The sequence below is a fragment of the Rubellimicrobium roseum genome (genome assembly GCF_006152145.1).
GTDB classification, from domain to species: domain Bacteria; phylum Pseudomonadota; class Alphaproteobacteria; order Rhodobacterales; family Rhodobacteraceae; genus Rubellimicrobium; species Rubellimicrobium roseum.
In genome coordinates, this window is record NZ_VDFV01000014.1 from 15,538 (window position 1) to 38,747 (window position 23,210).

Here is a 23,210-nt window from a genome sequence, read left to right on the forward strand (position 1 = left end):
CGAGGCCGTGGCGCGATGATGACACCCGATGCGCGACCGGACGGCCCCCAGCCCTTCCCCCACGCACGCGACCGCGGCGGGGCGCCCGGACGCGGCCCCCGTGCCATTGCGGCGGCGGCTCTGGCGGGACCTGTGGCCCGTGCGGCTGCGGGGCGCGCGCTGGGCGGGGCGGCTTTTGCGGGTCGGGGTTCTGCTGCCGCTGGCGTTCCTTGCGATCGCGCCCTTCCTGCTGATCGGGCAGGAGGTCACGGCGCCCGGCTGGATCCGCGAGCGCGTGGAGGCCTCGGCCGCCGACGCGCTGGGCGGGGGGCGGCTGCGATTCTCGGCCATCACCGTGCGGGTGCCGGGCGACCTGCACCCGGAGGTAAGGCTGCTGGGCGTGACGCTGGCGGACCGGAGCGGGCAGGTGCTGGCGCGCGTGCCGGAGGTGACGGCGCAGGTTTCGCCCCGCGGGCTGCTGTTCGAGCATCGCCTGCTGGTGCAGGAGGTCGCGCTGGGCGGGGCGGAGCTGACGCTGCGCCGCGACGAGGAGGGGCGGGTGGACCTCGCCTTCGGCGCGGGCGGGGGACCGCAGGTGCCGGTGGGGCGGGCCGAGGGGCTCGCCTCGCTGCCCGACCAGTTCGAGCGGCTCTTCGAGCGCCCGGCGCTGGAGGCGCTGCGGAGGGTGCGGGTGGGCGGCCTCGTCGTCAACTACGAGGACGCGCGGGCGGGGCGGGCCTGGACTCTGGACGGGGGGGAGCTGACGCTCGACCTGTCGGGGGGCATGACCCGGCTGCGGGGCGAGGTGTCGCTCCTGTCGGGGCGGTCCTACGTGTCGCGGGCGCGGCTCGACTACGAGAGCCCGCGGGGCAGCCGCGCGGCGCGGATCGGGGCGACGATCACCGACGTGGCCGCCGCCGACGTGGCGAGCCAGAGCCCGGCGCTGACCTGGCTGCGGGTGGTGGACGCGCCGATCTCGATGGCGGTGCGAGTGGAGCTGGACGAGGGCGGCGCGCTGGGGCCCACCAACGTCGCGCTGAAGATGGCGCGAGGGGAGCTGCGCCCCAACGCCGCGACGCGCGTCCCCTTCGACGTGGCGCGGGCCTACCTGAGCTACGATCCCGCCGCGCAGGCCGTCGAGTTCGACCGCGTGGAGGTCCGCAGCGACTGGGGCAGCGTGCTGGGCGAGGGGCAGGCCTGGCTGCGCGAGATCGAGGCGGGGCTGCCGCGCGCGCTGCTGGGGCAGTTCCGGCTGAGCGAGATCGTGGCGGCGCCGCCGGGACTTTACGCCGAGCCAGTGCGGCTTCCGCAGGCCGAGGCGCAGTTCCGTCTGCGGCTCGATCCCTTCACGGTGGACGTGGCCGAGGCGAGCCTGGGGCTGCCGGGCGGGGAGGAGGGCCGCGTCGCCCTGGGCGGGCGGGTCGAGGCGTCGCCGGACGGCTGGCACGTCGCGCTGGACGCGGGCTTGGCCCAGGTGACGCGGGACGGGGTCCTGGCGCTGTGGCCCGAGCGGCTGCGGCCGGGGCTGCGGGACTGGCTGGACGCGAACCTGACGGCGGGCCGGCTGCGCGACGTGGCGGCTGCGCTGCGGATCGCGCCGGGCGTGGCGCCGGAGGTGGCTCTGACGGCGGGCTTCGAGGGGCTGGCGGTGCGGCCCCTGCCCACGGAGCCGCCGATCACCGGTGGCGCGGGCGCGATGCAGTGGCAGGACGGAACCTTCGCCGTCACGCTGGACCGCGGTCGGGTCGCGGCGCCCGAAGGCGGGATGGTGGAGATGGGGGGCACGAGCTTCGTCATCCATCCTGGCGACTCGGCGCGCGCGCCCGCGACGGTGCATCTGGACGCCGAGGGGCCGGTGACGGCGGCGCTGTCGCTGCTCGACCAGCCGCCCTGGCGCTTCCTGTCGGGCGCGGAGCTGCCCGTCGACCTGGCCGAGGGGCGGGCCGAGGTCGGGGGGACAGTGGACCTGTTCCTGGGGCCCATGCAGCCGGATGAGCTGCGGTACGACATCGCGGCGGTCCTGAGCGACGTGCGGACCGAGGTGCTGGTGCCGGGGAAGGTGCTGACCGCCGAATCGCTGGCCGTAGCGGTCACGCCGGACGGGATCGACATCGGCGGCGACATGCGCCTGGGCTCGGTCCCTCTGCGGGGCGGCTGGCGGCAGGGATTTTCGCCCGAGGAGCAGGGGCGGTCGCGCGTGACGGCCCAGGTCGGGATCACGCCGAAGGCCCTGGAGGAGCTGGGCGTCCTGCTGCCGTCCGGCAGCGTCGCGGGCGAGGGGACGGGGGAGCTGGTCGTGGACCTCGCGCGCGGGGAGGCGGCGCGCTACAGCCTGCGGTCGGACCTCCGGGGGCTCGGGCTGTCGGTATCCGAGCTGGGCTGGTCCAAGGGGCGGGACGCGGGCGGCGCGCTGCGGGTCGCGGGGCGGCTGGGCAGCCCCGCGACTGTGGAGCGGCTGTCGCTGAGCGCGCCGGGGCTTTCGGCCGAAGGCAGCGTGCGGCTGACGCCCGAAGGCGGCTTCGACCGGCTGCGGCTGTCGAGCCTGACCGTCGGCGACTGGCTGGAGGTGCCGCTGACCCTGTCCGCGCGGGCGGGGCACGACACGCCGGCCGTCGAGGTCACGGGCGGGCGGCTCGACCTGTCCCGCGCGACCTTTGGCAAGGGGGCGGAGGGCGGCGAGGGCGGGCCGATCACGGCGAACCTCGACCGGGTGCAGGTGACCGAATCGGTGGCGCTCACGGGCTTCGCGGGCGAGTTCGGGACCGAGAACGGGCTGGAGGGCGTGTTCTCCGGGCAGGTGAACGGCGGACCCACGGTGACGGGGCGCGTGGCGCCGCAGGGCGACCGGGTGGCCGCGCGCATCCGGGGCGCGGACGCGGGGGCGGTGATGACGGCCGCGAACCTGTTCACCCGCGCGGAAGGGGGGGCGCTCGACCTGCTGCTGCTGCCCGAGGGGGACGAGAGCTACACGGGCGAACTGTGGATCACGGGCCTCCGGGTCGTCGAGGCGCCGGTGCTGGCGTCGCTCCTGAACGCCGCCTCGGGGATCGGGCTCCTTCAGCAGCTCAGCGGGCAGGGGATCGTCTTCGACGAGGTGGCGGCCGACTTCCGCATCGACCCGACGCTGGTCATCGTCGAGCGGGCCAGCGCGCAGGGCGCCGGGCTGGGGCTGTCGGCGAGCGGCGCCTTCGACACCGAGGCCTGGTGGATGGACTTGGAGGGGGTGCTGTCGCCCTTCTACCTCGTCAACGGGATCGGCTCGATCCTGACGCGGCCGGGCGAGGGGCTGCTGGGGGCGAACTTCACCCTGAAGGGAAGCCCGGACGCGCCAACGCTGGGCGTCAACCCGCTGTCGCTGCTGGCGCCGGGGGGCCTGCGCGAGCTGTTCCGGCGGCGGCCCTGAACGGCGGGCGGGGCGTTGCTCCGCCGCGCGGGGCGGGGTAGCCAATCGGCCATGAAACTCTCGGATTTCGACTTCGACCTGCCCGACGGGCTGATCGCCACCCGGCCCGCGCGGCCACGCTCCTCGGCCCGCCTGCTGGTGGCGGGGCCGGAGGCGATCGACGACCTGCATGTGTTCGACCTGCCGGAGGTGCTGCGGCCCGGCGACCGGCTGGTGCTGAACGACACCCGGGTGATCCCGGCGCGGCTCCAGGGCCATCGACGGCGGGGCGAGGCCGAGGCGCGGATCGAGGCCACGCTGCTGACCGACCGGGGCGAGGGGCTCTGGGCGGCGCTGCTCAAGCCGCTGCGCAAGGTGAAGGAGGGCGAGGTCATCGACTTCGGCGGCGGGCTGTCCGCAACCTTCGAGGGCAGCGAGGAAGGGCAGGGACTGTTGCGCTTCGCGCTGTCGCCCGACGCCTTCTCCGAGGCGCTGGCCCAGGCGGGGCGGATGCCGCTGCCCCCCTACATCGAGGCGCTGCGGTTCCCGGACGCGCAGGACCGCGAGGACTACCAGACCGTCTGGGCGCGGCGCGAGGGGGCGGTCGCGGCGCCCACCGCCTCGCTGCATTTCGACGAGCCGCTGCTGGCCCGCCTGCGCGAGAAGGGCGTGGAGTTCACGCATGTCACGCTGCACGTGGGCGCGGGGACCTTCCTGCCGGTCAAGGTGGACGACATCCGCGAGCACCGGATGCACGCCGAATGGGGCGAGGTGACGGAGGAGGCCGCCGCCGGGATCTCGGCGACGCGGGCCGCGGGCGGGCGGGTGATCCCGGTGGGGACCACGGCCCTGCGGCTGATCGAGACGGCGGCGCGCGAGGGCGCGATCCGACCCTGGCGGGGCGACACCGACATCTTCATCACGCCGGGCTTTCCGTTCCGCGTGGCGGACGGGCTGATGACCAACTTCCACCTGCCCAAGAGCACGCTGATGATGCTCGTGTCGGCCTTCCTGGGGGTGGAGCGCATCCGGCAGGTCTATGCCCATGCCATCGCGGCGCGGTATCGCTTCTTCTCCTACGGAGACGCGTCGCTTCTGCTGCCCGAAGGGCGCTGACGGCCCGGTCGGGTCGCGCGCGGACGATTCATCCACCCTGGCCATGCTAGGGTCGCGGCCGGGGCGACACTCCGGCACGAGGGAACGGGAAGGGCAACCATGCTGCAAGTCCTCGGAAGCGCCTGGGCGCTCCTGCTCGGGATGTATCTTCTCATGATCGGCAACGGGCTCCAGGGCACGCTGCTGGGCCTGCGGGGCGAGATCGAGGCCTTCAGCACGCTCGAGATCTCGGTCGTGATGTCGGCCTATTTCGTGGGGTTCCTGTTCGCCTCCCGCCTCGCGCCGCTGCTGATCCGGCGGGTGGGTCATGTGCGGGTCTTCTCGGCGCTGGGCTCGGGCATCTCGGCGATCCTGATCCTGTACCCGGTCCTCCCCGAGCCCTGGGTCTGGGCGCTGGCGCGGGTGGCGATCGGGTTCTGCTACTGCGGGGTCTACATCACCGCCGAATCTTGGCTGAACGACGCCGCCAGCAACGCGAACCGGGGCAAGGCGCTGTCGCTCTACATGGCCGTGCAGATGGGCGGCATCGTCACGGCGCAGTGGCTCATCTCGCTCAACGACGTGTCCGGCTTCGTGGTCTTCATCATCCCGTCGATCCTGGTGTCGCTGAGCTTCGCGCCGGCGCTGCTGTCGGCCACCCAGACGACGCCCCAGTTCGCGGCCACCAAGGCGCTGCGGATGCGGCGGCTGCTGGAGGCGTCGCCCCTGGCCTGCGCGGGCATGTTCCTGCTGGGATCGGTCTTCGCGGCGCAGTTCGGGATGTCCGCGGTCTACGGCACCCGCGCCGGGCTGTCCGAGGCGCAGATCACGCTGATGGTGTCGCTGACCTATGTCGCCGCGCTGGTGGCGCAGTATCCGATCGGCTGGCTGTCGGACCGGATGGACCGGCGCGTGCTGATCCTGGGGCTGTCGGCGCTGGGCGGGGGGATCGCCCTGGCGGCGCTGCTCGTGCCGGGGCAGCTCTGGCTGATCCTCGTGGCGGCGGCGGTGGTGGGGGGAACTTCCAACCCGCTCTATGCGCTTCTGATCGCCTATGCCAACGACTACCTAGAGCGCGAGGAGATGGCGGCAGCCTCGGGAGGCCTCTTGTTCATCAACGGGCTCGGCGCCGTCGCCGGGCCGCTCATCGTCGGGCAGGTGATGGAGGCCGCGGGGGCGCAGGGGTTCTGGGCGATCATCGCGACGGTGATGCTGATGCTGGCGGCCTACGCCGCCTGGCGGATGCGGGCCGCGCCCGACAAGCCCATCGTGGATGGCAAGACCGCCTACGCCCCGATCCCTGCCGCCGCCAGCCCCGTCGCCGCCAGCAGCGAAAGGACACCCGCATGACCGTGACGCCCAAGGACGTTCTCGATTTCTGGATCGGGGAGGTCGGCGAGAAGGACTGGTACGCCGTCGACCACGAGCTGGACCAGCGCATCCGCGACCGCTTCCTGCCCGCCTGGGAGACGGCGATGGAGGGGCGGCTGGGGCTCTGGCTCACCGATCCGCGGGACGCGCTGGCCTATCTGGTCCTGCTCGACCAGTTCCCGCGCAACATGTTCCGGGGCGACCCGCGCAGCTTCGCCTCGGACCCGCACGCGCGGGCGGCGACCAAGACCTGCATCGCGCGGGACTGGGACCTGCGGGTGCCCGAGCCCGAGCGGCAGTTCTTCTACCTGCCGCTCATGCACAGCGAGAACCTGGTGGACCAGGACCGCTGCGTGCGGCTGTTCAAGGCGCGGATGCCCGAAACGGGGGCCGACAACCTGCTCCACGCCGTCGCCCACCGTGAGCAGATCCGCCGCTTCGGCCGGTTCCCGATGCGCAACGAGGTTCTGCGCCGCGCCAGCACGCCCGAGGAGCAGGAATTCCTGGCCCAGGGCGGCTACCGGGCGCTGGTCGAGGGCCTGAGGCCCAAGGCCGCCTGACGCCCGGTCTGGCGGCGGTGCCCGGCTTGCTCTAGGAGTCTCCCCTGACCTTTGACTGGGGAGACGATGCTCATGGCCAGCCGGACCTTCGACGTGATCGTGATCGGGGCGGGCCCCGGCGGCTACGTGGCCGCGATCCGGGCCGCGCAACTGGGCAAGAAGGTGGTCATCGTCGAAAGGGAGCACCTGGGCGGCATCTGCCTGAACTGGGGCTGCATCCCGACCAAGGCGCTGCTGCGGTCGGCCGAGGTGTTCCACCTGTTCCACCGCGCCAAGGACTTCGGCCTGTCGGTCGAGAAGCCCAGCTTCGACTTCGACGCCGTCATCAAGCGGTCGCGCGGCGTGGCCAAGCAGCTTTCGTCGGGCATCGGCCACCTGATGAAGAAGAACAAGATCGAGGTCGTGATGGGGGCCGCCCGGCTGGCCGGCAAGGGCAAGGTCGCGGTCACGACCGCCAAGGGGGCCGAGGAGCTGGAGGCCCCGGCCATCGTTCTGGCCACCGGCGCGCGGGCCCGCAGCCTGCCGGGGATGGAGCCCGACGGGGACCTGATCTGGAACTACAAGCACGCGCTCCAGCCGCCGCGGATGCCCAAGGACCTGCTGGTGATCGGCTCGGGCGCCATCGGGATCGAGTTCGCCAGCTTCTTCAACACCATGGGCGCCAAGGTGACCGTGGTCGAGGTGGCCGACCGCATCCTGCCCATCGAGGACGCCGAGGTGTCGGCCTTCGCGAAGAAGCAGTTCGTCAAGCAGGGCATGACCATCGTCGAGGGTGCCAAGGTCTCGCTGACGAAGGGGCAGGGCAAGGTCACCGCGAAGATCGAGGCCGGCGGCAAGGCCGAGGAGAAGGTCTTCGACACCGTGATCTCGGCCGTGGGCATCGTCGGCAACGTCGAGGACCTGGGGCTGGAGGAGGCGGGCGTGAAGGTCGAGCGGACCCACGTCGTCACCGACGAGTTCTGCCGCACGGGCGTCGAGGGGCTTTATGCCATCGGCGACGTGGCCGGGGCGCCGTGGCTCGCGCACAAGGCCTCGCACGAGGGCGTCATGGTGGCCGAGATGATCGCGGGGCAGCATGTCCATCCGATCAAGCCCGGCGCCATCGCGGGCTGCACCTACTGCCATCCGCAGGTGGCGTCGGTGGGCTTCACCGAGGCGCGGGCGAAGGAGATGGGCTTCGAGGTCAAGGTCGGCCGCTTCCCCTTCATCGGCAACGGCAAGGCCATCGCGCTGGGCGAGCCCGAGGGCTTCGTGAAGACGGTGTTCGACGCCAAGACCGGCGAGCTTCTGGGCGCGCACATGGTGGGCGCCGAGGTCACGGAGCTGATCCAGGGCTACATCGTCGGCCGCACGCTGGAGACGACCGAGGCCGAACTGATGGAGACGGTGTTCCCGCACCCGACGCTGTCGGAAATGATGCACGAGGCGGTCCTTGACGCCTACGGGCGCGCGCTCCACTTCTGATCTTGTAGAACGTAACGGGAACATCCATAGTCCGATCCAGAGCCTTCGAGGGGCATTAGCGGGTCGGACTTGAAATGGCGCGGCGGGTGGTCAAACTGACTCCTGTGGGCGCCGAACCTTCGTCGCCCGGCGGCGGAGGTTCGGACATGCTCGAGGAGCGGGTGCAGCGGCTGGAACTTGACCTCGCCGAGGTCAAGGCCGACCTCAAGGCGATCCGCGCCGACATCCACTCGTCGAAGGCCGACCTGTCCTACCTGCGCGGCCGGGCCGAGCAGATGCCGACGACGCTCCAGCTCATCGGCTTCGCCGTGGCCGTCTTCGTGGCGGCGGGCGTTCTCCAGATCTTCCAGTAGGCCCGGCGCGGGGCTTGCCCTTGCGCGGCGGACGCGGGACGCTGGCCGCGTGTGAACCGAGGGGTGGACGCTTGGGCCGGATACTTGTGACGGGAAGCCACGGGCTGGTGGGGCGCGAACTGGTCGCGGCGCTGGAGGCGCAGGGGCACGAGGTCGTGCCCTTCGACCGGCGCCATGACGGGTCCGACCTGCGGGACGTCGAGTCGGTCGCTCGCGCGCTGCAGGGCTGCGAGGGGGTGTTCCATCTGGCCGCCGTGTCGCGGGTGGCCTGGGGCGAGGAGGACTCGGCGCTCTGCCATGCGATCAACGTGGACGGGACGGCGGTGCTGCTGCGCGCGGCGCTGGACCGGTCCGAGGCGCCCTGGGTGGTCTTCGCGAGCTCCCGCGAGGTTTATGGCAACCCGCCGGAGGTCCCCGTCCGCGAGGACATGCCCCGCGCGCCCGTGAACGCCTATGGCCGGTCCAAGCGCGACGGAGAGCTGCTGTTCGAGGAGGCCATGGCAAAGGGCCTGCGGGCCGCGCTGGTGCGGCTGTCGAACGTCTACGGGACCGAGCATGACCATCCGAGCCGGGCGGTGCCGTCGCTTCTGTGGCGGGCGATGCAGGACGAGGACCTCTTGCTGACGGGCTCTGACGTCTTCTTCGACTTCGTGCATGTGGAAGACTGCGTGAAGGGGCTGCTGCGCGCGGCGCAGGCTCTGCGCGAGGGTCGGTCGCTGCCGCCGCTGCACTTGGTCACGGGGGTGCCGACCTCGCTGCTGGAGCTGGCGCAGGCGGCGGTGCGCGTGACAGGCTCGGGGTCGCGGATCGTGGTGCAGCCGGCGCGGAGCTTCGACGTGGAGGGCTTCTGCGGCAACCCCGCGCAGGCCGAGGCGGTGCTGGGCTTTCGTCCGCGCATCGGGCTGGAGGAGGGGCTGGGGCGCCTGCGCGACCGGCTTGCGGCGCGGGGCCGGGGGCCCGACGCCTTCAGCCTGTCCGAGCTGACCTGAGGCGGGGAAGGGTCGCTGGGCCGCGCGGGGCGGCCGGCGCCGCCGCCAGGAGCGCCGCGAGTATCGGCAGGAGGAGCGCGACGCGGGCGTGGTAGCGCGGCGCGGGCTCGGAGATGCCGGCGCAGACCAGGGCGTTGACCACGATCCCGAGCCCCACCAGCCCGGCGAAGAGCCAGAGGTCGCGCCGTCCGTTGCGCCACAGGAGGGCGAGGATCGCGAGGAGGGAGAGCGCGTAGACGGCGTTGTGCGCGACGTCGAGGGCGCGGCGGGCCTCGGGCCCCAGGCGCTCCAGGCGCCCGTCCTCGAGGCTCGCGGCGACCGGGCCGTAGGCGTCTCGAAGCCAGCCGGCCTGACCCTCGGGGTGCAGCGTCATGCCGGCGCTGGTCATGAGGAGCTGCGTGCCCACGTTGGCCGCGACGGCCCGCGCCACGCCCCAGGGGTCCCAGCGCAGCACGTCCACGGCGAAGCGCACCTGCTCGCGCGCGATCCTGTCCTGCACCGGCTGGGGGAGGCGCTGGAGGGAGCCCACCCATTCGTTCTGGGCGAAGATGATGTTGGGCGCGTCGAGGCGCTTGGGGTCGTCCGAGGTCTGGAGCACGGCGTAAAGCTCGCAGGAGGGCCGCGACGGGGCGTCGGGCCCGCAGGTCTCGGCCAGGTAGGCGAGGCCCGGCCCGTCGTCGATGAGCCGGGCGGTCAGGAAGGGAAGGTAGACCACGCTCTTGTTCTCGAACCGCTCGACGAGGTTGGAGAAGATCAGACGTTCGCCGAGGCCCGCCACCGCGAGGAGACCGGCGAAGGCCAGCGCCGTCTTGGCCCGGTGGCCGGCGAGGAGGGGACTGGCCAAGAGGCAGAAGGGCAGGAGGCCCACCATCAGGAGGAGGTGGGAGGGATGCGCCAGGATCGCGGCCAGCGCGAGGAACGCGGCCAGAGCCAGCGCGCCCCAGCCCATGGCGGGGCCCCAGACGCAGACCGTGGCCACCGTCAGGATCAGCACCGGCGCGAGGATGTCGGGCATCAGGTAGGCGACGTAGAAGGGCAGCGCCCCCAATGCGCCCGCAAGGAGCGCGAGCCCCGTCGCACGAAGGCCCGCGCCGGGCGCCACGTGCCGTGCCGCGAGCGCCGTCGCGGCGGCGATGACGGCGAGGTTCGCGATCACCACCGCTTCGAGCGAGAGGACACGGTCGAGCAGCGCCATGACCGCGGAATAGGCGGCCGAGCGGCTGCCGACGACGGTGGTGTCGGGTTCCGCGGCGGGCGGCGCGGGCGATGGGGCCTCGGAGGCGGGTGGGGCGGCCTCGGCGGGCGGCAGGGCCTCGGCGAGGCCCAGCATGGCCTGGCCCTGGTCGATGTAGCCGACCGTGTCGAAGTAGAAGAGCGGCGCCCCGTTCGCGAAAAGGACGGACAGGCAGGCCAGGAGGCCGAGCGCGAGCAGGGCGGAATGTCGGAGCATGGAACCTTCGGGTGGCAGGAGGCCGTTCGCCATGATCGGGGTTGAGCCCTCCGAGTCAATTCGCGGGTGCGGCACGAGGCGGGATGCCGCCCCGTCCGGGACGTGGGCGGGTTGCCAAGCGGCGCGCGGCCCGTCTTGATGGCGCGGCCCCTCGGGAGGTCCCGCTCGCCATGACGCGCGTCCATGTCACCGTTCCGGCCTACAACGCCGCCTGGTCGATCGGCGACACGCTGCGCTCGATCCGGGCCCAGTCCCTGACGGACTATCGCGTGACGGTCGTCGATGACGGCTCGACCGAGGAGATGGGCCCCGTGATTGCGCCGCTGATCGCGGACGACGAACGGTTCCGGGTCATCCGGCAGGCCAACGGCGGTCTGGCGGCGGCGCGGAACCGGGGGCTGGCCGAGGCGACGGCGCCCTACGCGGCCTTCGTCGATTCGGACGACCTCTGGCATCCCGATTTCCTCGCCCGGCTGGTGGAGGCTCTGGAAGCCCGGCGCGACGCGCCCTTCGCCTACTGCCATTCGCTGCGGGTGGACGAGGCGAACCGGCTGATTCCCGGCGCGCGCTGGTCCTATGTGCCGCGCCACGACCTTCGGGGGCTGCTGACGCTGAACACGGTGGGATCGGGCAGCGCGGCCGTCTACCGGACCGAAGCGATCCGGGCGGCCGGGGGCTACGACACCTCGCTGCGCGAGCGGGGGGCCGAGGGCGCGGAGGACTGGAAGCTGAATCTGCGGCTGGCGGCGCGGGCCTCGCCCGTGCTGGTGCCGGAGTACCTGGCCGCCTATCGGCTGGTCGCGCGCAGCATGTCGCAGGGCCACCCGGCGCGGCAGCTTCGCGCCGGTCGCACGGTGCTGGAGGACCTGGCCCGCGAGATCGATCTGCCGCCCGAGGAGGTGCGCCACGCGCGCACGGCGATGAACGGCTGGCTTCTGGAGGCCTTCCTGCGGCGGCGCGAGTTCGGCACGGTGGCGGCGCTCCTGGTCGAAAGCTACCTGCGCAACCCGCTGTGGTTCCGGGCGCGCGAGCTGCGGTCCATCCATGCCATGAAGGTGAGGAGCCGCCTCGCCGACCGGGGCGAGCGGATGCACCTCGCGGATCTGGAGGAGGCGGAGGGGCGGCGGCCCTTCGCCTTCCTGCGCTAGGCGCGGCGGTCGGCCTTGGCCTCCCAGGCGGACAGGAAGCCGCGCCATTGCTGGTACTGCTCGTCCCAGGTCCAGGGAGAGCGGCGGGGGCCGTAATGCATCGCCATGTACCCGAGGCTCGTGTCCAGGCGCGCGAACTCGTCATGCGTGAGAGGCACGATGACATCGTCGGCCGCAAGCGCCCGCAGATAGGCGGGGCCGAGGTGCCGGACGAGGTAGGGGCGCAGGTGACGGCCGGCCCAGGGCTCGGCCCCGATGGCGCGGGGCAGGTGGCCCAGGATGCGGTGGCCGTAGCGCAGCTCGACGAAGCCGGGGCGCAGGCGGTCCAGCGTGGCTTCGGCGGCCTCGATCCCGTCGCGGAGGTCGAGCCTGAGGTCGGGTTTGCCGACGGGGTCGCGGCCTTCCAGGGCGAAGCTCCTCCAGGCCCGGAAGGTCGGCAGGCGGTCGCCCACGCCGCGGATGTACCAGTAGGATTGGAGCGAGCGGAAAAGGAGCGAATGGAGCCGCCGGAACCCGATCCGGTCGAGAGGCGGCAGGAGCCGGGCCAGGAGGTCCATGATCCAGTCGGTCCCGCGCCCGCCCCCCAGCAGCAGCCGGTCGAGAAGGTCGGACTTGCGCGAGGACCAGCGCCGCCAGATCACCGCCTTGAGGTCGTTGCGAGCCTGGGGATGGGTCTGGGCGATCAGGATGTCGGCCCGCCCTTCCTCGCGCGAGCGGCGGAACGACTTGTCCACCAGCATCGTCTCGTGCTCGTGGTGGTGGCCGAAGGCGCGGGGGGCGACCACGACGGGCACGCCCCCTTCGATGAGGCGCAGCCCGAGTTCGTAGTCCTCGCGCGCGCGCAGTCGGGGGTCGAGGCCGCCGATGGCGTCCCAGGTGGACCGGGCCATCGACAGGTTGCCGGTCAGGACGTCGGTGTAGCGCATCCGGTGGCCGGGCTCGACGAGGGCGGCGAAGTGCTGCGTCCACCAGTGGCGCACGCCCAGCCGGAAGGCGCTGCGCGAGGCCATGGGACAGGGGGGGTAGGGGCCCAGGATTGCGGCCTGCGGCTGGGCCTCGTGCGCCTCGACATGGGCGGCCACGAAGTCGGGGAGGGGCTCCACGTCGTCGTCGAGGAAGATGAGGAAGGGCGCGCGGGCCGCCGCCGCGCCCGCGTTGCGCGCCCCGGCGGGACCCAGGCCCGGCAGCTCCACGACCGAGAGGGGCAGGTGCCCGAGCCGGTCGAGAAGGGCCCGCGTCCCGTCCCGGCAACCGTCGGCGCAGACGACGATCTCCATCTGCGCGAGGGGATAGGTCTGGCGCTCCAGCGCGCCGAGCGTCTGTTCCAGCCGCTCGGCGCGGTTGTGGGTCGGGATGACGATGGAAACGGAAGGCATCGTGGTCATCAGGCGCGTCCCCGTCGGGCGGTGATATAGGCGCCCGGGCCGGCCGCGCCGCCCCTGAGCCGAGAGGCCGCGAGCGGCAGCGGCGCCGCGCCCGGACGGCGGAGGGCCGCGCGCGCGAAGCCGCCCAGCTCGCGACGGAGCCAGCGGAGGAACTCGGTCAGGCTGCTCAGGTCGCGCTCGTAGAGCAGCGCCTTGCAGAGGACGGCGGAGCCCGCGACCTCGTAGCCGTAGAGCTGGCGGGTCAGTTCCGCCTGCGACCGGCGATGGCGGTGCCAGTTCAGCGCCTCGGGGTCGTAGACGATCCGGTAGCCGGCGGCGAGGATGCGGCGGAACATGTCCGAATCGCCCCCGGCCTGGGTGGCTGTCCCGGCGTCCAGCGCCTCGTCGAAGGACCCGACGAGATCCACGACCGAGCGGCGCAACGCCATGTTCACCCCGGCGCCGGCATGCCAGCCCAGAAGGGGGGATTGGCTGAAGGGGTCGTAGACGATCCGCTTGAAGCCGCGCAGGAAGCCGCCGTAGCTCTGGAAGGCGATCTGGGCGTCGCTTTCGAGCTCCATCGGCATGGTCGAGCCGGTTGCCGCGAGGACCAGCGGGTCGGCGAAGTTGCCCGCCAGCGCCCGCAGCCAGAGCGGGTCGGGGGCGGCGTCGTCGTCCGTGAAGGCCACGATGTCGGTGCGCGCCTCACGGAGCGCGCGGTTGCGCGCCACGTCGAGGCCCGGCCGCTCCTCGAGCACGTAGCGCAGGCGCGGGAAGCGGGCGACCAGCTCGCGCGTGCCCTGGGTCGCCGGGGCGTTGTCGACGATGATGATCTCCTGCCCGTCGTCGGGCATCGCCAGCAGCGCGGCGATGCAGCGCTCCAGGTCCTCGGTCCGGTCGCGGGTGCAGACGGCGACCGTGGTCGTCAGCGACGGCGGGGGCGGGTCCTGCGGGACGGCGACCCGGAGCCGATCGCGCAGCCAGGCCTCCCAGAAGGCGGAGTCGGCGGCGCGCAGCAGCCGCTTCTGCAGGTCGTCCGGATCGTCCGTGCCGAGGGAGATCAGCGCCTGCCCGGCGGGACGCCCGGCGACCCTGAGCAGGACCAGCGCTCTCTCGTACTTGGCGGCCAGATTCAGGGCCGGAGGCAGCCTGTCGATGTCAAGGTCCAGAACGGCGATCGCCATGGCGTGTCTTGTCCTCCATCCCTCGCGCCGCGCCTCGGGCACGGGTCGGCGATATTCAGTCACGATGGCGGGCCGCAACCTCGGCCCGCGCTCAGGTGGGTCGCCGGCGCAGCGCCTGGCGCAGGCCGAACAGGCCGATGCCCCGAGCCTTGCCCAGGATGCGGGTCGAGCGGCTGCAGATCAGGGCCTCGCGCAACTGCACCAGGGCGGCGGCGTGATGGCCCTTCTTGAAGCCTTCGTAGGCCCAGTGGAGCGCCAGCTCGGCCCAGGCCTCGTAGGAGCGCCGGTTCGCCGCGAGCGCGGGCTTGGGAAGGTAGCCGCGGCAGAGCTGGGACGCGAGGCGCAGGTCCTTGATGTTCTGGCCCGACCGGATCGACCGCTTCGTCAGCGAGTCGGAGGAATCCTGGTAGTAGGCCAGCAGGTCGGGATGGTAGCCGACCGGGTAATGCGCGGCGATCCGGACCCACATCTCCCAGTCCTCGCCGCAGGTCCTGATCCGGTCGTCGAAGCCGCCCAGACGTTCGTAGACCTCGCGCCGGACGGCGATGCTGGGGGTCTGGATCAACTGCCGCGCCGCGATCCTGTCCAGCCAGTTCTCGATGATGCCCGGCGTCTCGCGCTCGGTGCGGATGTCCCATTCCCATTTGGGGGTGCCGTCCGGGTCCACGATGGCGTGGCGGCAGAACGCCGCGCCGGCCTCGGGATGGACGGCGAAGACCGCGCCGAGCCGGTCGTAGAAGCCGGGCGCCACGAAGTCGTCGGCATGAAGGATGTGGACGAGGTGCCCCCGCGCGCGGGCGATGCAGGTGTTGAAGTTGCGGCTGTGCCCCACGTTCTGCGGTTGGCGGAAGAACTCGGCCCGCCCGCCGCCGAGTTCCTGCACGACCGATCCGGGGTCGTCCTTCGTCGAGAAGTCGTCCACCACCTCGATCTGCATGACGGAGGGGTCGGGGCATTGGTCGAGGACGCTGCCCAGGCTGCGGCGCAGGTCATGGGCCGCATTGTAGACCGGGATCATCACCGACCAGAGCGGACGTTCCGTCCCATCGGGGACGGGGGCGATCACGCCGCGATGAAGCCGGTCGAGGTCTTCCGTTGCCGTGGGATTCATTCGCGAAAGGTCCCGTTTGCAGATGGCCGGATGGAGCCTGGGGTCGTGCCGTCAGGGCGGCCGCCCGCCCCCTGCGCGGCCCGCCAGACGGGGGTCGCGGGCGACCCGGCGCTTTGACGTCCCATGCGATGCCCCATTCAGCCGGTTCCCGAATACCGGACCGGACCCTCGGTCCGGGTGGTGAGCTCCCACCGTGCGGGAGGGTTCAGGACGCCCTCCGTCGAGCGGACGCCGATGACGTTGAAGCCGTAGACGTTGTAGTGCGAATCGTAGGCGCCCTTCCAGTCGGGGTCGTAGAGCCCGACCGCGACGGTGTAGTCGCCGGCCACGAGGTCCAGGCGCTCGATCCGCAGCCGGACCGATCCGGTCCCGCCGACGGGCAGCTCCATGTGGCTGACCTGCGTGTTGGTGTCGAAGCAGCTGGTGCCGTTCGGCAACTTGATGGCGATCGCGGCGACGATCCCGTCGAGCGAGGCCCGGGCCGCGTAGTCGATCTCGACCATCAGCCCCGCCCCGGCGGTGATGCTGCCCGTGGGCGCGCCGTCGAGCCTCAGGATCCGGACGGCGGTGATCTCGGCCTCGAGGGTGCCGAAGCGGTTGATGCCCTGCCGCAGCGTCCGTCCCCCTGGCAGGAGCCGGTCGGGGACGTCCGAGGCCTCGGCGCCGTTGCCGGCCTCGGTGCCCGCAGCCTCGTAGACCGGCATGACGTCGGTCGTGGGGCCGAAGGCGACCACGCGGCCCTTGCGAAGATAGAGCACGTCGTCACAGAGCGCCCGCACGAGGGACGCGTCATGCGACACGAAGAAGATCGTGCGGCCGGAGGCCTTGATCTCGTTGATGCGGGCCAGGCACTTGCGCTGGAAGGTGGCGTCGCCGACCGCCAGCACCTCGTCGATCAGCAGGATGTCGGGATCGACATGGATCGCCACCGAGAAGGCCAGTCGCATCTTCATGCCGGTGCTGTAGGTCCGCAGGGGCGCGTCGATGGCGTCCTCCAGCTCGGCGAAGGCGATGATCTCGGCGGCGCGGGCCTGGACCTCGCGCCGCGACATGCCGGCGACCAGACCCGCGAGCATCATGTTCTCGCGCCCCGTGAGGTCGTCGGTGAGGCCCGCCCCGATGTCGAGCACCGCCCCCGTGCGGCCGTGGATCTCGACCGAGCCCTCGTCGGGCCGGCCCACGCCGGCGATGAGCCGCAGCAGGCTCGACTTGCCGGCGCCGTTGCGGCCCACCACGCCCACCGTGCGGCCGGGCTCCACCTCGAAGGAGACGTCCCGCAGGCCCCAGACGTATTCGGCCGGCGTCCGCCGGAAGCCCGAGCGCACCAGGTCGCGCAGGGTCCTTTGCCCCTTGGAGCCCACGACCCGATAGCGCTTGCCGAGTTGCGAAACCCGTAACGAGCCGTGCAATCAGAGCTCCTCCGCGAAGCGCGCGCTTTCGCGCAGGAAGAGGGCCCGGCCCAGAAGGGCGATGGGAATGGACAGGAGCAGCACGACCAGAAGCGCACCGAGGTCCGGGGCCTCGTTGCGGATCAGGATGTCGCGGTAGGCGTCCACGACGGTGACCATGGGGTTCATCTCGTACAGGAACAGATACTCCTCGGGCACCGCATCGACGCTGTAGAAGATCGGCGTCATGTAGAAGAGCGCCATCATCACGAGGCCGACCACGTGCTGCGTGTCGCGGAAGCGCACGTTGAGCGCCGCCACCGGGAAGCATAGGCTGAGGGTCAGGACGTATTGCGTGGCCATCACCAGCGGCAACGCCAGGAGCGCCGCCCCCAGCCGCCCCCCGTCGACGACCGTCAGCAGCAGCAGCAGGGGCAGGGCCAGGAGGAACTGCACCATGTTGGTGATGACGCTCAGGGTCGGCAGGACCGTGACCGGGAAGCCGGGCCGGCGGATCAGCTCGGGGCTGGCGACAACGGCGCCGGCGGAGCTGATGAGAGAGGAGCTGAACCAGGTCCAGGACAGCACGCCGCAGAACACGAACGCGGTGTAGCTGGGGATGTCGAGCGGCATCACCTGGCGGAAGAGGAACGAGAAGATCGCGATCTGGCTGAGCGGGTTCAGCAGCGACCAGCCGATCCCGAGATAGGAGCGCATGTAGCGGATGCGCAGGTCGCGCAGCACGAGCTCGAAGAGGAGCTCGAACTTGCGCCGAAGGTCGGCGCTGGGGCCCAGGGGCCGCATGCGGGTCAAGGCTCGATCAGCCATCTGCCGTGACGGGTCCCATTCTGCCGGTTCGGACGGGACGGGCCCGGCGGCGGCCACCGCACGGGCGTGGCGCGGGTGACGCCAGGCTTCGGCCGCGGTGTGTCACGTTCATCGGTTCGTCCACGGCGCGACCTTAGCAGCGACCTTGGACCGAGAACAACCGTCGCCGCATCGCAGCGCCGCCGGGACAGATGGTCGCAGGGAGTGCGGCCCCGCTGCCATCCGCCGCATGGACCGGATCGACCTGTTGCGCCACGCCATCGTTTTGCCACTCTTGCTTTGGTTGCGCACAATGCGAGTCTGGCACGATCCGATTCGTTCCGAGGACGCCCATGCCCCGCCCCAGACGCCGAAAGCGGTTCGCGCTGATCGCTTCCACCTTGGTGGTGGCTGGCGCCGCGTTCGTCGTGCTCCGGCCCGATCCCGAAGCGCCGGCCTCTCTCGACGAGGGGGCGGTCAGCGCCGCCCCAGCGCCCGAGGCCGAGCCGGCGGGCGGCTCCGGCCCGCCCCGGACGCGGGGCGACGAGCTGTTCCGGCAGGGGCAATCCGAGGCGGCGTTCCAGTTGTACGAGGAGGCCGTCGCCGGGGGCGAGGCCGACGCCCTTGTCCTGACCCGGCTGACGCTGATGGCGCTTCTCGACGGGAACTGGACAAAGGCCGAGCTTTACGGCGGCCGGATCGCCGAGCTGGCGCCGGGGGCACCCGAGGCCGCCGCGGCGGAGGCCGCGCTGCGCTTCGCGGGGACGAGCGGGGACGAGCGGGCCGCCGCCGCCCAGGCGGCGCTGGACCTGATCGCCGCGAATCCGGAGCTGGTCCTGGCGCGCTGGCCGGTGATCGAGTGGCTGCGCGCGGAGGAGCGCTTCTGCGAGACGCTGCCGCACCTCGATGCCGTCATCGCGGAAGCCCCGGCGCTCTACAAGCTACACGAGCTGAAGCTGAACGCGCATTCCCGGACCGAGGACTGGTCGGCCGTGGCCGGTCAGCTCGAGGCCATGCATCGCCTGTTTCCCGACAACGCGGAGGTGGGACAGTGGCTGCTCGACAGCTACCGGGGGCAGGGCAACGCCGAGGGGGTCATCAGGCTTCTGCGCGAGCGGGCGGCGGCGGCCGGCGGTGATCCCGCGCCCCGGCTGGAGCTCGTGGCGGCCGTGCGCGACAGCCAGGGCGATGCCGCGGCGGCGGCGGAGCTCGCGCGGCTGGTCGAGGACAGCGCGGGCACGCCCGTCGCCTCGGCCCTGCGGCTGGAACTGGGGCTCGAACTACTGCGGCAGGACCGCGCCGAGGAGGCCGAGGCCCCGCTGCAGGCGGTCGTCGAGGCGCCTGAAAGCTCTCAGCTCACCGTCAACGATGCCAGGGCCGCGCTCGCGCGGGCCCTTTACGCCCAGGGCGACGCCGATCGGGCCGAGGCGCTGGCGCAGGAGATCCTGGCGCAGGACTCGGGCCATGTCCCGACCCTGAAGGCGCAGGCCGAATGGCTGATCGCGGACGAACGGCCCGAGGAGGCGCTGCGGAAGCTCCAGTTCGCCAGCGCCCAGAACGGCTCGGACATCGAGATCCTGACCCTCCAGGCGCAGGCCCACGAGATGCGAGGCGATCTGGCGCTGGCCGGCGATCTTCTGGTGCGGGCCGTCGAGGTGTCGGAGGAGGGGGCGGCCGAGCGGGAGCGGCTGGCCGAGTTCCTGCGCCGGCAGGGCAAGGACGCCATCGCCGACGCCGTCCTGGGCAAGGCCGGGGCGCCGCCGCGCTGGACGCCGCCCGAGCCCGAGCCCGCCGCTGCCCAGCCCGCCTGCCCGGCCCCCTGAGGCGGAGGGACCGGGGCCGCGCGCCCCGATCCCCGGTCCGGAAGGCCCGGCTCAGACGATCGCGAGATCGTCCATGAGCGAGGCGATGGTCGCGACCCCCTCGACCCGAAGCAGGTGGCCGTTGGCGAAGTCGAAGACGATCGCGCCGTCGGCATGGGCGGCGAGCGCCAGCACCTCGGACAGGGTCAGGGCGGTGCCGCTCCAGAGGGCGTCGTCCAGTTGGAGCGTGTCGAGGTTGTCGGTGAAGTCCGCGACGCGGTCCTGCCCGCCGTTGAAGACGAAGCTGTCGTTCCCGGCCCCGCCGAGAAGGACGTCATGGCCCGTCCCGCCGTCCAGCGTGTCGTGCCCGGCGCCGCCGAGCAGCAGGTCGTCGCCCGCCACGCCGTAAAGCTTGTCGCTGCCGCCCAGGCCGTCGAGGACGTTCGCGCCCGCGTTCCCGGTCACGCGGTTGGCCAGCGCATTGGCCGTCCCGGCCAGGTCGGAGGTGCCCAGGAGGAGCAGTTCCTCGACGTTCGCGGCCAGCGTGTGGCCGACGGAGGCCTGGACGCGGTCGAAGCCCTGTCCGGCCAGCTCGATCGCCACGTCGCCCGAGTGGTCGACCCTGTATATGTCGTTGCTGCCCATTCCCTCGAGCCGGTCGGCCCCGGCGGCGCCGTCGAGGACGTTGATGCCCGCGTTGCCGACAACCCGATTGTCGAGCGCGTTGCCGGTGGCGTTCACCCGCGCGGTGCCGGTCAGCACGAGGTCCTCGACGTCCTGGCCGAGGGTGAAGGTGACCGAGGAGCGGACCTCGTCGCGCCCTTCTCCCGCGAGCTCGACGATCGTGTCGAGCGTATCGCTCACCACGTAGGCGTCGTCGCCCTGGCCGCCTTCGAGGCGGTCCCGGCCGGCACCGCCGTCGAGCAGGTCGTGGCCCGCCCCGGCCCGGAGCGTGTCGTCGCCCCCGCCGCCGCCGAGCCGGTCGTCGCCGTCCTCGCCCAGCAGAAGCTCGGAGTCGGCGGTGCCCACGAGGACGTCGGCCCCGCTGGTGCCCAGGATCTCGGGCGTGCCGGCGTTGAGGTCGAGGAAGGCCTGCCCGACCGCGCTCAGGTCGCCCGTGGAGGTGAAGACCCCGCTGTTGAGGTTCCAGCCGTCCCCGCCCTCGTAGCCCGCGAACCAGGCCTGCTTCTCGACGAAGGGAAGGTCGTCCATCATCTCGGTCGCGGCCCGGGCATAGGCGGCCTGCTGGTCGGCCGAGAAGCGGCTGGGATTGGCCCAGTCCGCGAGGCACCATTCGGTGACCCAGATCGGCTTGCCATACTGCTGGTGGACGGCTTCGAGGAAGGTCCTGAAGGCCGCCACGTCGGCCGTCTTGGAATAGTAATGGACCTGGATGAAGTCCACCTGGAGCCCCTGCGCCTCGGCGCCGGCCATGAACTGGCCGAGCCACGAGGTCTCGCCCAGCGCTCCGGTCTGCGTGACCGCGGGCGAGCCGAGCCGGAGCCCCGTGGCCTCGAGCTGCGGCCAGAGCTCGAGCGCGCGCGTCACGCTCATGTTCGACTGCTTGGCATGGTCGGGCTCGTTGAAGCCCAGGAGCGTCGTGGCGCCCGAGTCGCGGATGCGCGAGATCGCGTCGGCCGTCAGGTAGCTTTCACCCCAGATCATGGGGACAAAGGTGGACATCTCGGGCGTGGCATCGACGTCCCAGAGCGACTTCGCCCGCCAGGTGTAGTGCCAGGCGAAGCCGGCGCGGTCGACGTCGTTCAAGGCGGTGCCCTTGGCGTCGACGTCCCACAGGCCGATGCCGATCTTGTCGCGATGTTCGATGGTCATGTGGCTGTCCCTCAGCGGCGCCTTCTGCGTGGCGCTCGTGCGGCACTTGACCGTTCAATGTGGTTCAGGCGGGGCGGGGTGGTGATCGCAAGTGGATGCTTGCGCGGCGTTTTCGCGTCGCCGACGGGGCACGCGACGTCGAGGGCGGGGTTCGCGACGGGGAAATCGGAACGAAACAGTTCGTGTAAGGAGATGGACCTTGCACGACCGATCGTATTGGGCGTGCGGTCTCCGAATCTGGCCGGAATACATACATCGGCGGATTTTGCGTGCCCATAAGCAACCTATGGTTGCCAAAGTCCTTCGCAATTCGGGCAAGTTAGGGTCTGCAACTAGGCTGATTCCGGCCACACTTTAGACATTATTGTTGCGGTGCGGCGTCGGTGGCTCCATATGGAGGCGTGCGGCTTCGGCAGGTCGTCAAATCGTCGGGCAGGGTGCATGGTCGTTCCGTTCAGGCTTCGTCAGACTGCGCTGGTGATCGGGGCCGGACCGGCTGGGCTCACCGCCGCCTACGAGATGCAGAAGCTGGGGCTGAAGCTCCGGCCTCTCGTGGTCGAGGCCTCGTCCATGGTGGGGGGCATCTCCCGGACCGAGGCGCACCAGGGCAACCGCTTCGACATCGGCGGTCACCGCTTCTTCACCAAGGTCCCCGAGGTCGAGACCATGTGGGACGAGGTGCTGGGGGACGACTTCATCACCGTCCCGCGGATGAGCCGCATCTACTACCGCGGCCGCTACTTCTCTTACCCGCTGAAGCTGCTCGACGCGCTGTCGAACATCGGCGTCTACGAATCCTTCCGCATCCTGGCCTCCTACCTCAAGTGGCAGGTCTTCCCGCACAAGGCGGAGGAAACGTTCGAGCAGTGGGTCATGAACCGCTTCGGCGGGCGGCTCTACATGCACTTCTTCCGCACCTACACCCAGAAGGTCTGGGGCATCCCGCCGAGCCGCATCCAGGCCGACTGGGCCGCGCAGCGCATCCGCAACCTGTCGCTCTCCAAGGCCGTCTGGAACGCGATCGCGGGGGCGAACGACACCGCCTCGCTCATCGAGCAGTTCCGCTATCCGCGGCTGGGTCCGGGCATGATGTGGGAGCGTACGCGCGACCTGGTGGTCGAGCGCGGGGGTGAGGTGCGTCTGGGGGCCGAAGTCGTCCGGATGAACCTCGACGGCGACCGCGTGGACTCGGCGGACGTGCGCCAGTGGGGCGACGATGGGAAGCCCGGCGACGAGGAGCGGATCTATCCGCAGGAGGTCGTCAGCACCATGGCGCTGCGCGACCTCATCGAGGCCTTCGACCCGCCGCCGCCGCCCGAGGTGCGCGAGGCGGCCGCCCGGCTGCGCTACCGCGACTTCATGATCGTGACGCTGCATCTCGATCACCCGGACCCCTTCCCGGACAACTGGATCTACATCCACTCGCCCGAGGTGAAGGTCGGGCGCATCCAGAACTTCCGCGCCTGGTCGCCCGAGATGGTCGCCAGCCCCGACACCTCCTCCATCGGCATGGAGTACTTCGTCAACGAGGGCGACGAGATGTGGTCCATGCCCGACGACCGGCTGCGCGACCTCGCGGCGGCCGAGCTGGAGAAGCTGGGCCTTGCGAAGGCCGGCACGGTCATCGGCCACGCGGTGATCCGCCAGCGCAAGGCCTATCCCGTCTACGACGAGCACTACCGCGAGGCGCTGGACATCATCCAGGGCTGGCTGGGGGGGCTGAGCAACTTCCAGACGGTCGGGCGCAACGGGCTTCACCGCTACAACAACCAGGACCACTCGATGCTGTCGGCCATGCTGGCCGTCCGCAACATCGCCGGCGAGAGCCACGACGTGTGGAACGTCAACGTCGAGCGCTCCTACCACGAGGACTTCGAGGTCAGGAAAACCGCCTGACCCCGCGACCGGCCGGCCGCATCCCTGCGGCCCG

Annotated in this window: 17 protein-coding genes; 10 read left to right on the forward strand and 7 right to left on the reverse strand. The window is 71.6% G+C overall.

The window, feature by feature from the left end:
• Positions 1–28: 28 nt before the first annotated feature.
• The 7 genes from FHG71_RS11545 (at position 29) to FHG71_RS11575 (ending at position 9,193) form a co-directional block, all read left to right on the forward strand.
• Positions 29–3,382 (forward strand): DUF3971 domain-containing protein, encoded by a 3,354-nt coding sequence (locus FHG71_RS11545; protein WP_139081835.1) that lies wholly within the window; start codon positions 29–31, stop codon positions 3,380–3,382.
• 51 nt (positions 3,383–3,433) lie between these two features.
• The gene (queA, locus tag FHG71_RS11550) at positions 3,434–4,477 is read left to right on the forward strand and encodes a tRNA preQ1(34) S-adenosylmethionine ribosyltransferase-isomerase QueA (protein WP_139081836.1); all 1,044 of its coding nucleotides are present in this window, start codon (positions 3,434–3,436) and stop codon (positions 4,475–4,477) included.
• A 99-nt stretch (positions 4,478–4,576) separates the two neighbouring features.
• Positions 4,577–5,806 (forward strand): MFS transporter, encoded by a 1,230-nt coding sequence (locus tag FHG71_RS11555; RefSeq protein ID WP_139081837.1) that lies wholly within the window; start codon positions 4,577–4,579, stop codon positions 5,804–5,806.
• Entirely contained in the window at positions 5,803–6,387 is a 585-nt protein-coding gene (locus tag FHG71_RS11560; protein ID WP_139081838.1) for a DUF924 family protein, read from the forward strand. The genes FHG71_RS11555 and FHG71_RS11560 overlap by 4 nt, the downstream gene beginning before the upstream one ends.
• Before the next feature lie 72 nt (positions 6,388–6,459).
• On the forward strand, positions 6,460–7,851 hold the full coding sequence (gene lpdA, locus FHG71_RS11565; RefSeq protein ID WP_139081839.1) for a dihydrolipoyl dehydrogenase: 1,392 nt from the start codon (positions 6,460–6,462) through the stop codon (positions 7,849–7,851).
• 146 nt (positions 7,852–7,997) lie between these two features.
• A complete protein-coding gene (locus FHG71_RS11570) occupies positions 7,998–8,204 on the forward strand; it encodes a hypothetical protein (protein ID WP_139081840.1) in 207 nt (68 codons plus the stop codon).
• Between the two features lie 71 nt (positions 8,205–8,275).
• A complete protein-coding gene (locus FHG71_RS11575; RefSeq protein ID WP_176559391.1) occupies positions 8,276–9,193 on the forward strand; it encodes an NAD-dependent epimerase/dehydratase family protein in 918 nt (305 codons plus the stop codon).
• On the opposite strand, the gene FHG71_RS11580 is transcribed toward FHG71_RS11575, so the two are convergent.
• On the reverse strand, positions 9,171–10,643 hold the full coding sequence (locus FHG71_RS11580) for a hypothetical protein (RefSeq protein ID WP_139081842.1): 1,473 nt from the start codon (positions 10,641–10,643) through the stop codon (positions 9,171–9,173). The two genes, FHG71_RS11575 and FHG71_RS11580, sit on opposite strands and share 23 nt — an antisense overlap.
• Before the next feature lie 170 nt (positions 10,644–10,813).
• Between FHG71_RS11580 and FHG71_RS11585 the strand changes: the two genes are divergently transcribed.
• Positions 10,814–11,791 carry a glycosyltransferase family 2 protein gene (locus tag FHG71_RS11585; protein WP_176559393.1) on the forward strand — a complete coding sequence of 326 codons (978 nt, stop codon included), beginning with the start codon at positions 10,814–10,816 and terminating at the stop codon, positions 11,789–11,791.
• On the opposite strand, the gene FHG71_RS11590 is transcribed toward FHG71_RS11585, so the two are convergent.
• The 5 genes from FHG71_RS11590 to FHG71_RS11610 all read right to left on the reverse strand — a co-directional run bounded on the left by FHG71_RS11590 (position 11,788) and on the right by FHG71_RS11610 (position 17,642).
• Positions 11,788–13,176: a glycosyltransferase family 2 protein gene (locus FHG71_RS11590; RefSeq protein WP_139081844.1), complete on the reverse strand. Its 1,389-nt coding sequence runs from the start codon at positions 13,174–13,176 to the stop codon at positions 11,788–11,790. The genes FHG71_RS11585 and FHG71_RS11590 overlap by 4 nt on opposite strands.
• Complete coding sequence (locus tag FHG71_RS11595; RefSeq protein ID WP_139081845.1) at positions 13,176–14,339, reverse strand: glycosyltransferase family 2 protein; 1,164 nt, start codon at positions 14,337–14,339, stop codon at positions 13,176–13,178. Before FHG71_RS11595 ends, FHG71_RS11590 begins: the two co-directional genes overlap by 1 nt.
• A 91-nt stretch (positions 14,340–14,430) precedes the next feature.
• Entirely contained in the window at positions 14,431–15,450 is a 1,020-nt protein-coding gene (locus FHG71_RS11600; protein ID WP_139081846.1) for a glycosyltransferase, read from the reverse strand.
• Between the two features lie 137 nt (positions 15,451–15,587).
• Positions 15,588–16,859 (reverse strand): ABC transporter ATP-binding protein, encoded by a 1,272-nt coding sequence (locus FHG71_RS11605; protein ID WP_139081847.1) that lies wholly within the window; start codon positions 16,857–16,859, stop codon positions 15,588–15,590.
• Entirely contained in the window at positions 16,860–17,642 is a 783-nt protein-coding gene (locus FHG71_RS11610; RefSeq protein WP_139081902.1) for an ABC transporter permease, read from the reverse strand.
• Positions 17,643–17,998: 356 nt separating this feature from the next.
• On the opposite strand from FHG71_RS11610, the gene FHG71_RS11615 reads away from it, so the two are divergent.
• Entirely contained in the window at positions 17,999–19,468 is a 1,470-nt protein-coding gene (locus tag FHG71_RS11615) for a tetratricopeptide repeat protein (RefSeq protein ID WP_139081848.1), read from the forward strand.
• A 51-nt stretch (positions 19,469–19,519) separates the two neighbouring features.
• Here FHG71_RS11615 and FHG71_RS11620 read toward each other — a convergent pair whose 3' ends face one another.
• Positions 19,520–21,280, reverse strand: a complete 1,761-nt coding sequence (locus FHG71_RS11620) for a glycosyl hydrolase (RefSeq protein WP_139081849.1) — start codon at positions 21,278–21,280, stop codon at positions 19,520–19,522.
• 441 nt (positions 21,281–21,721) lie between these two features.
• Between FHG71_RS11620 and FHG71_RS11625 the strand changes: the two genes are divergently transcribed.
• A complete protein-coding gene (locus FHG71_RS11625; protein ID WP_139081850.1) occupies positions 21,722–23,176 on the forward strand; it encodes an NAD(P)/FAD-dependent oxidoreductase in 1,455 nt (484 codons plus the stop codon).
• Positions 23,177–23,210 lie beyond the last annotated feature (34 nt).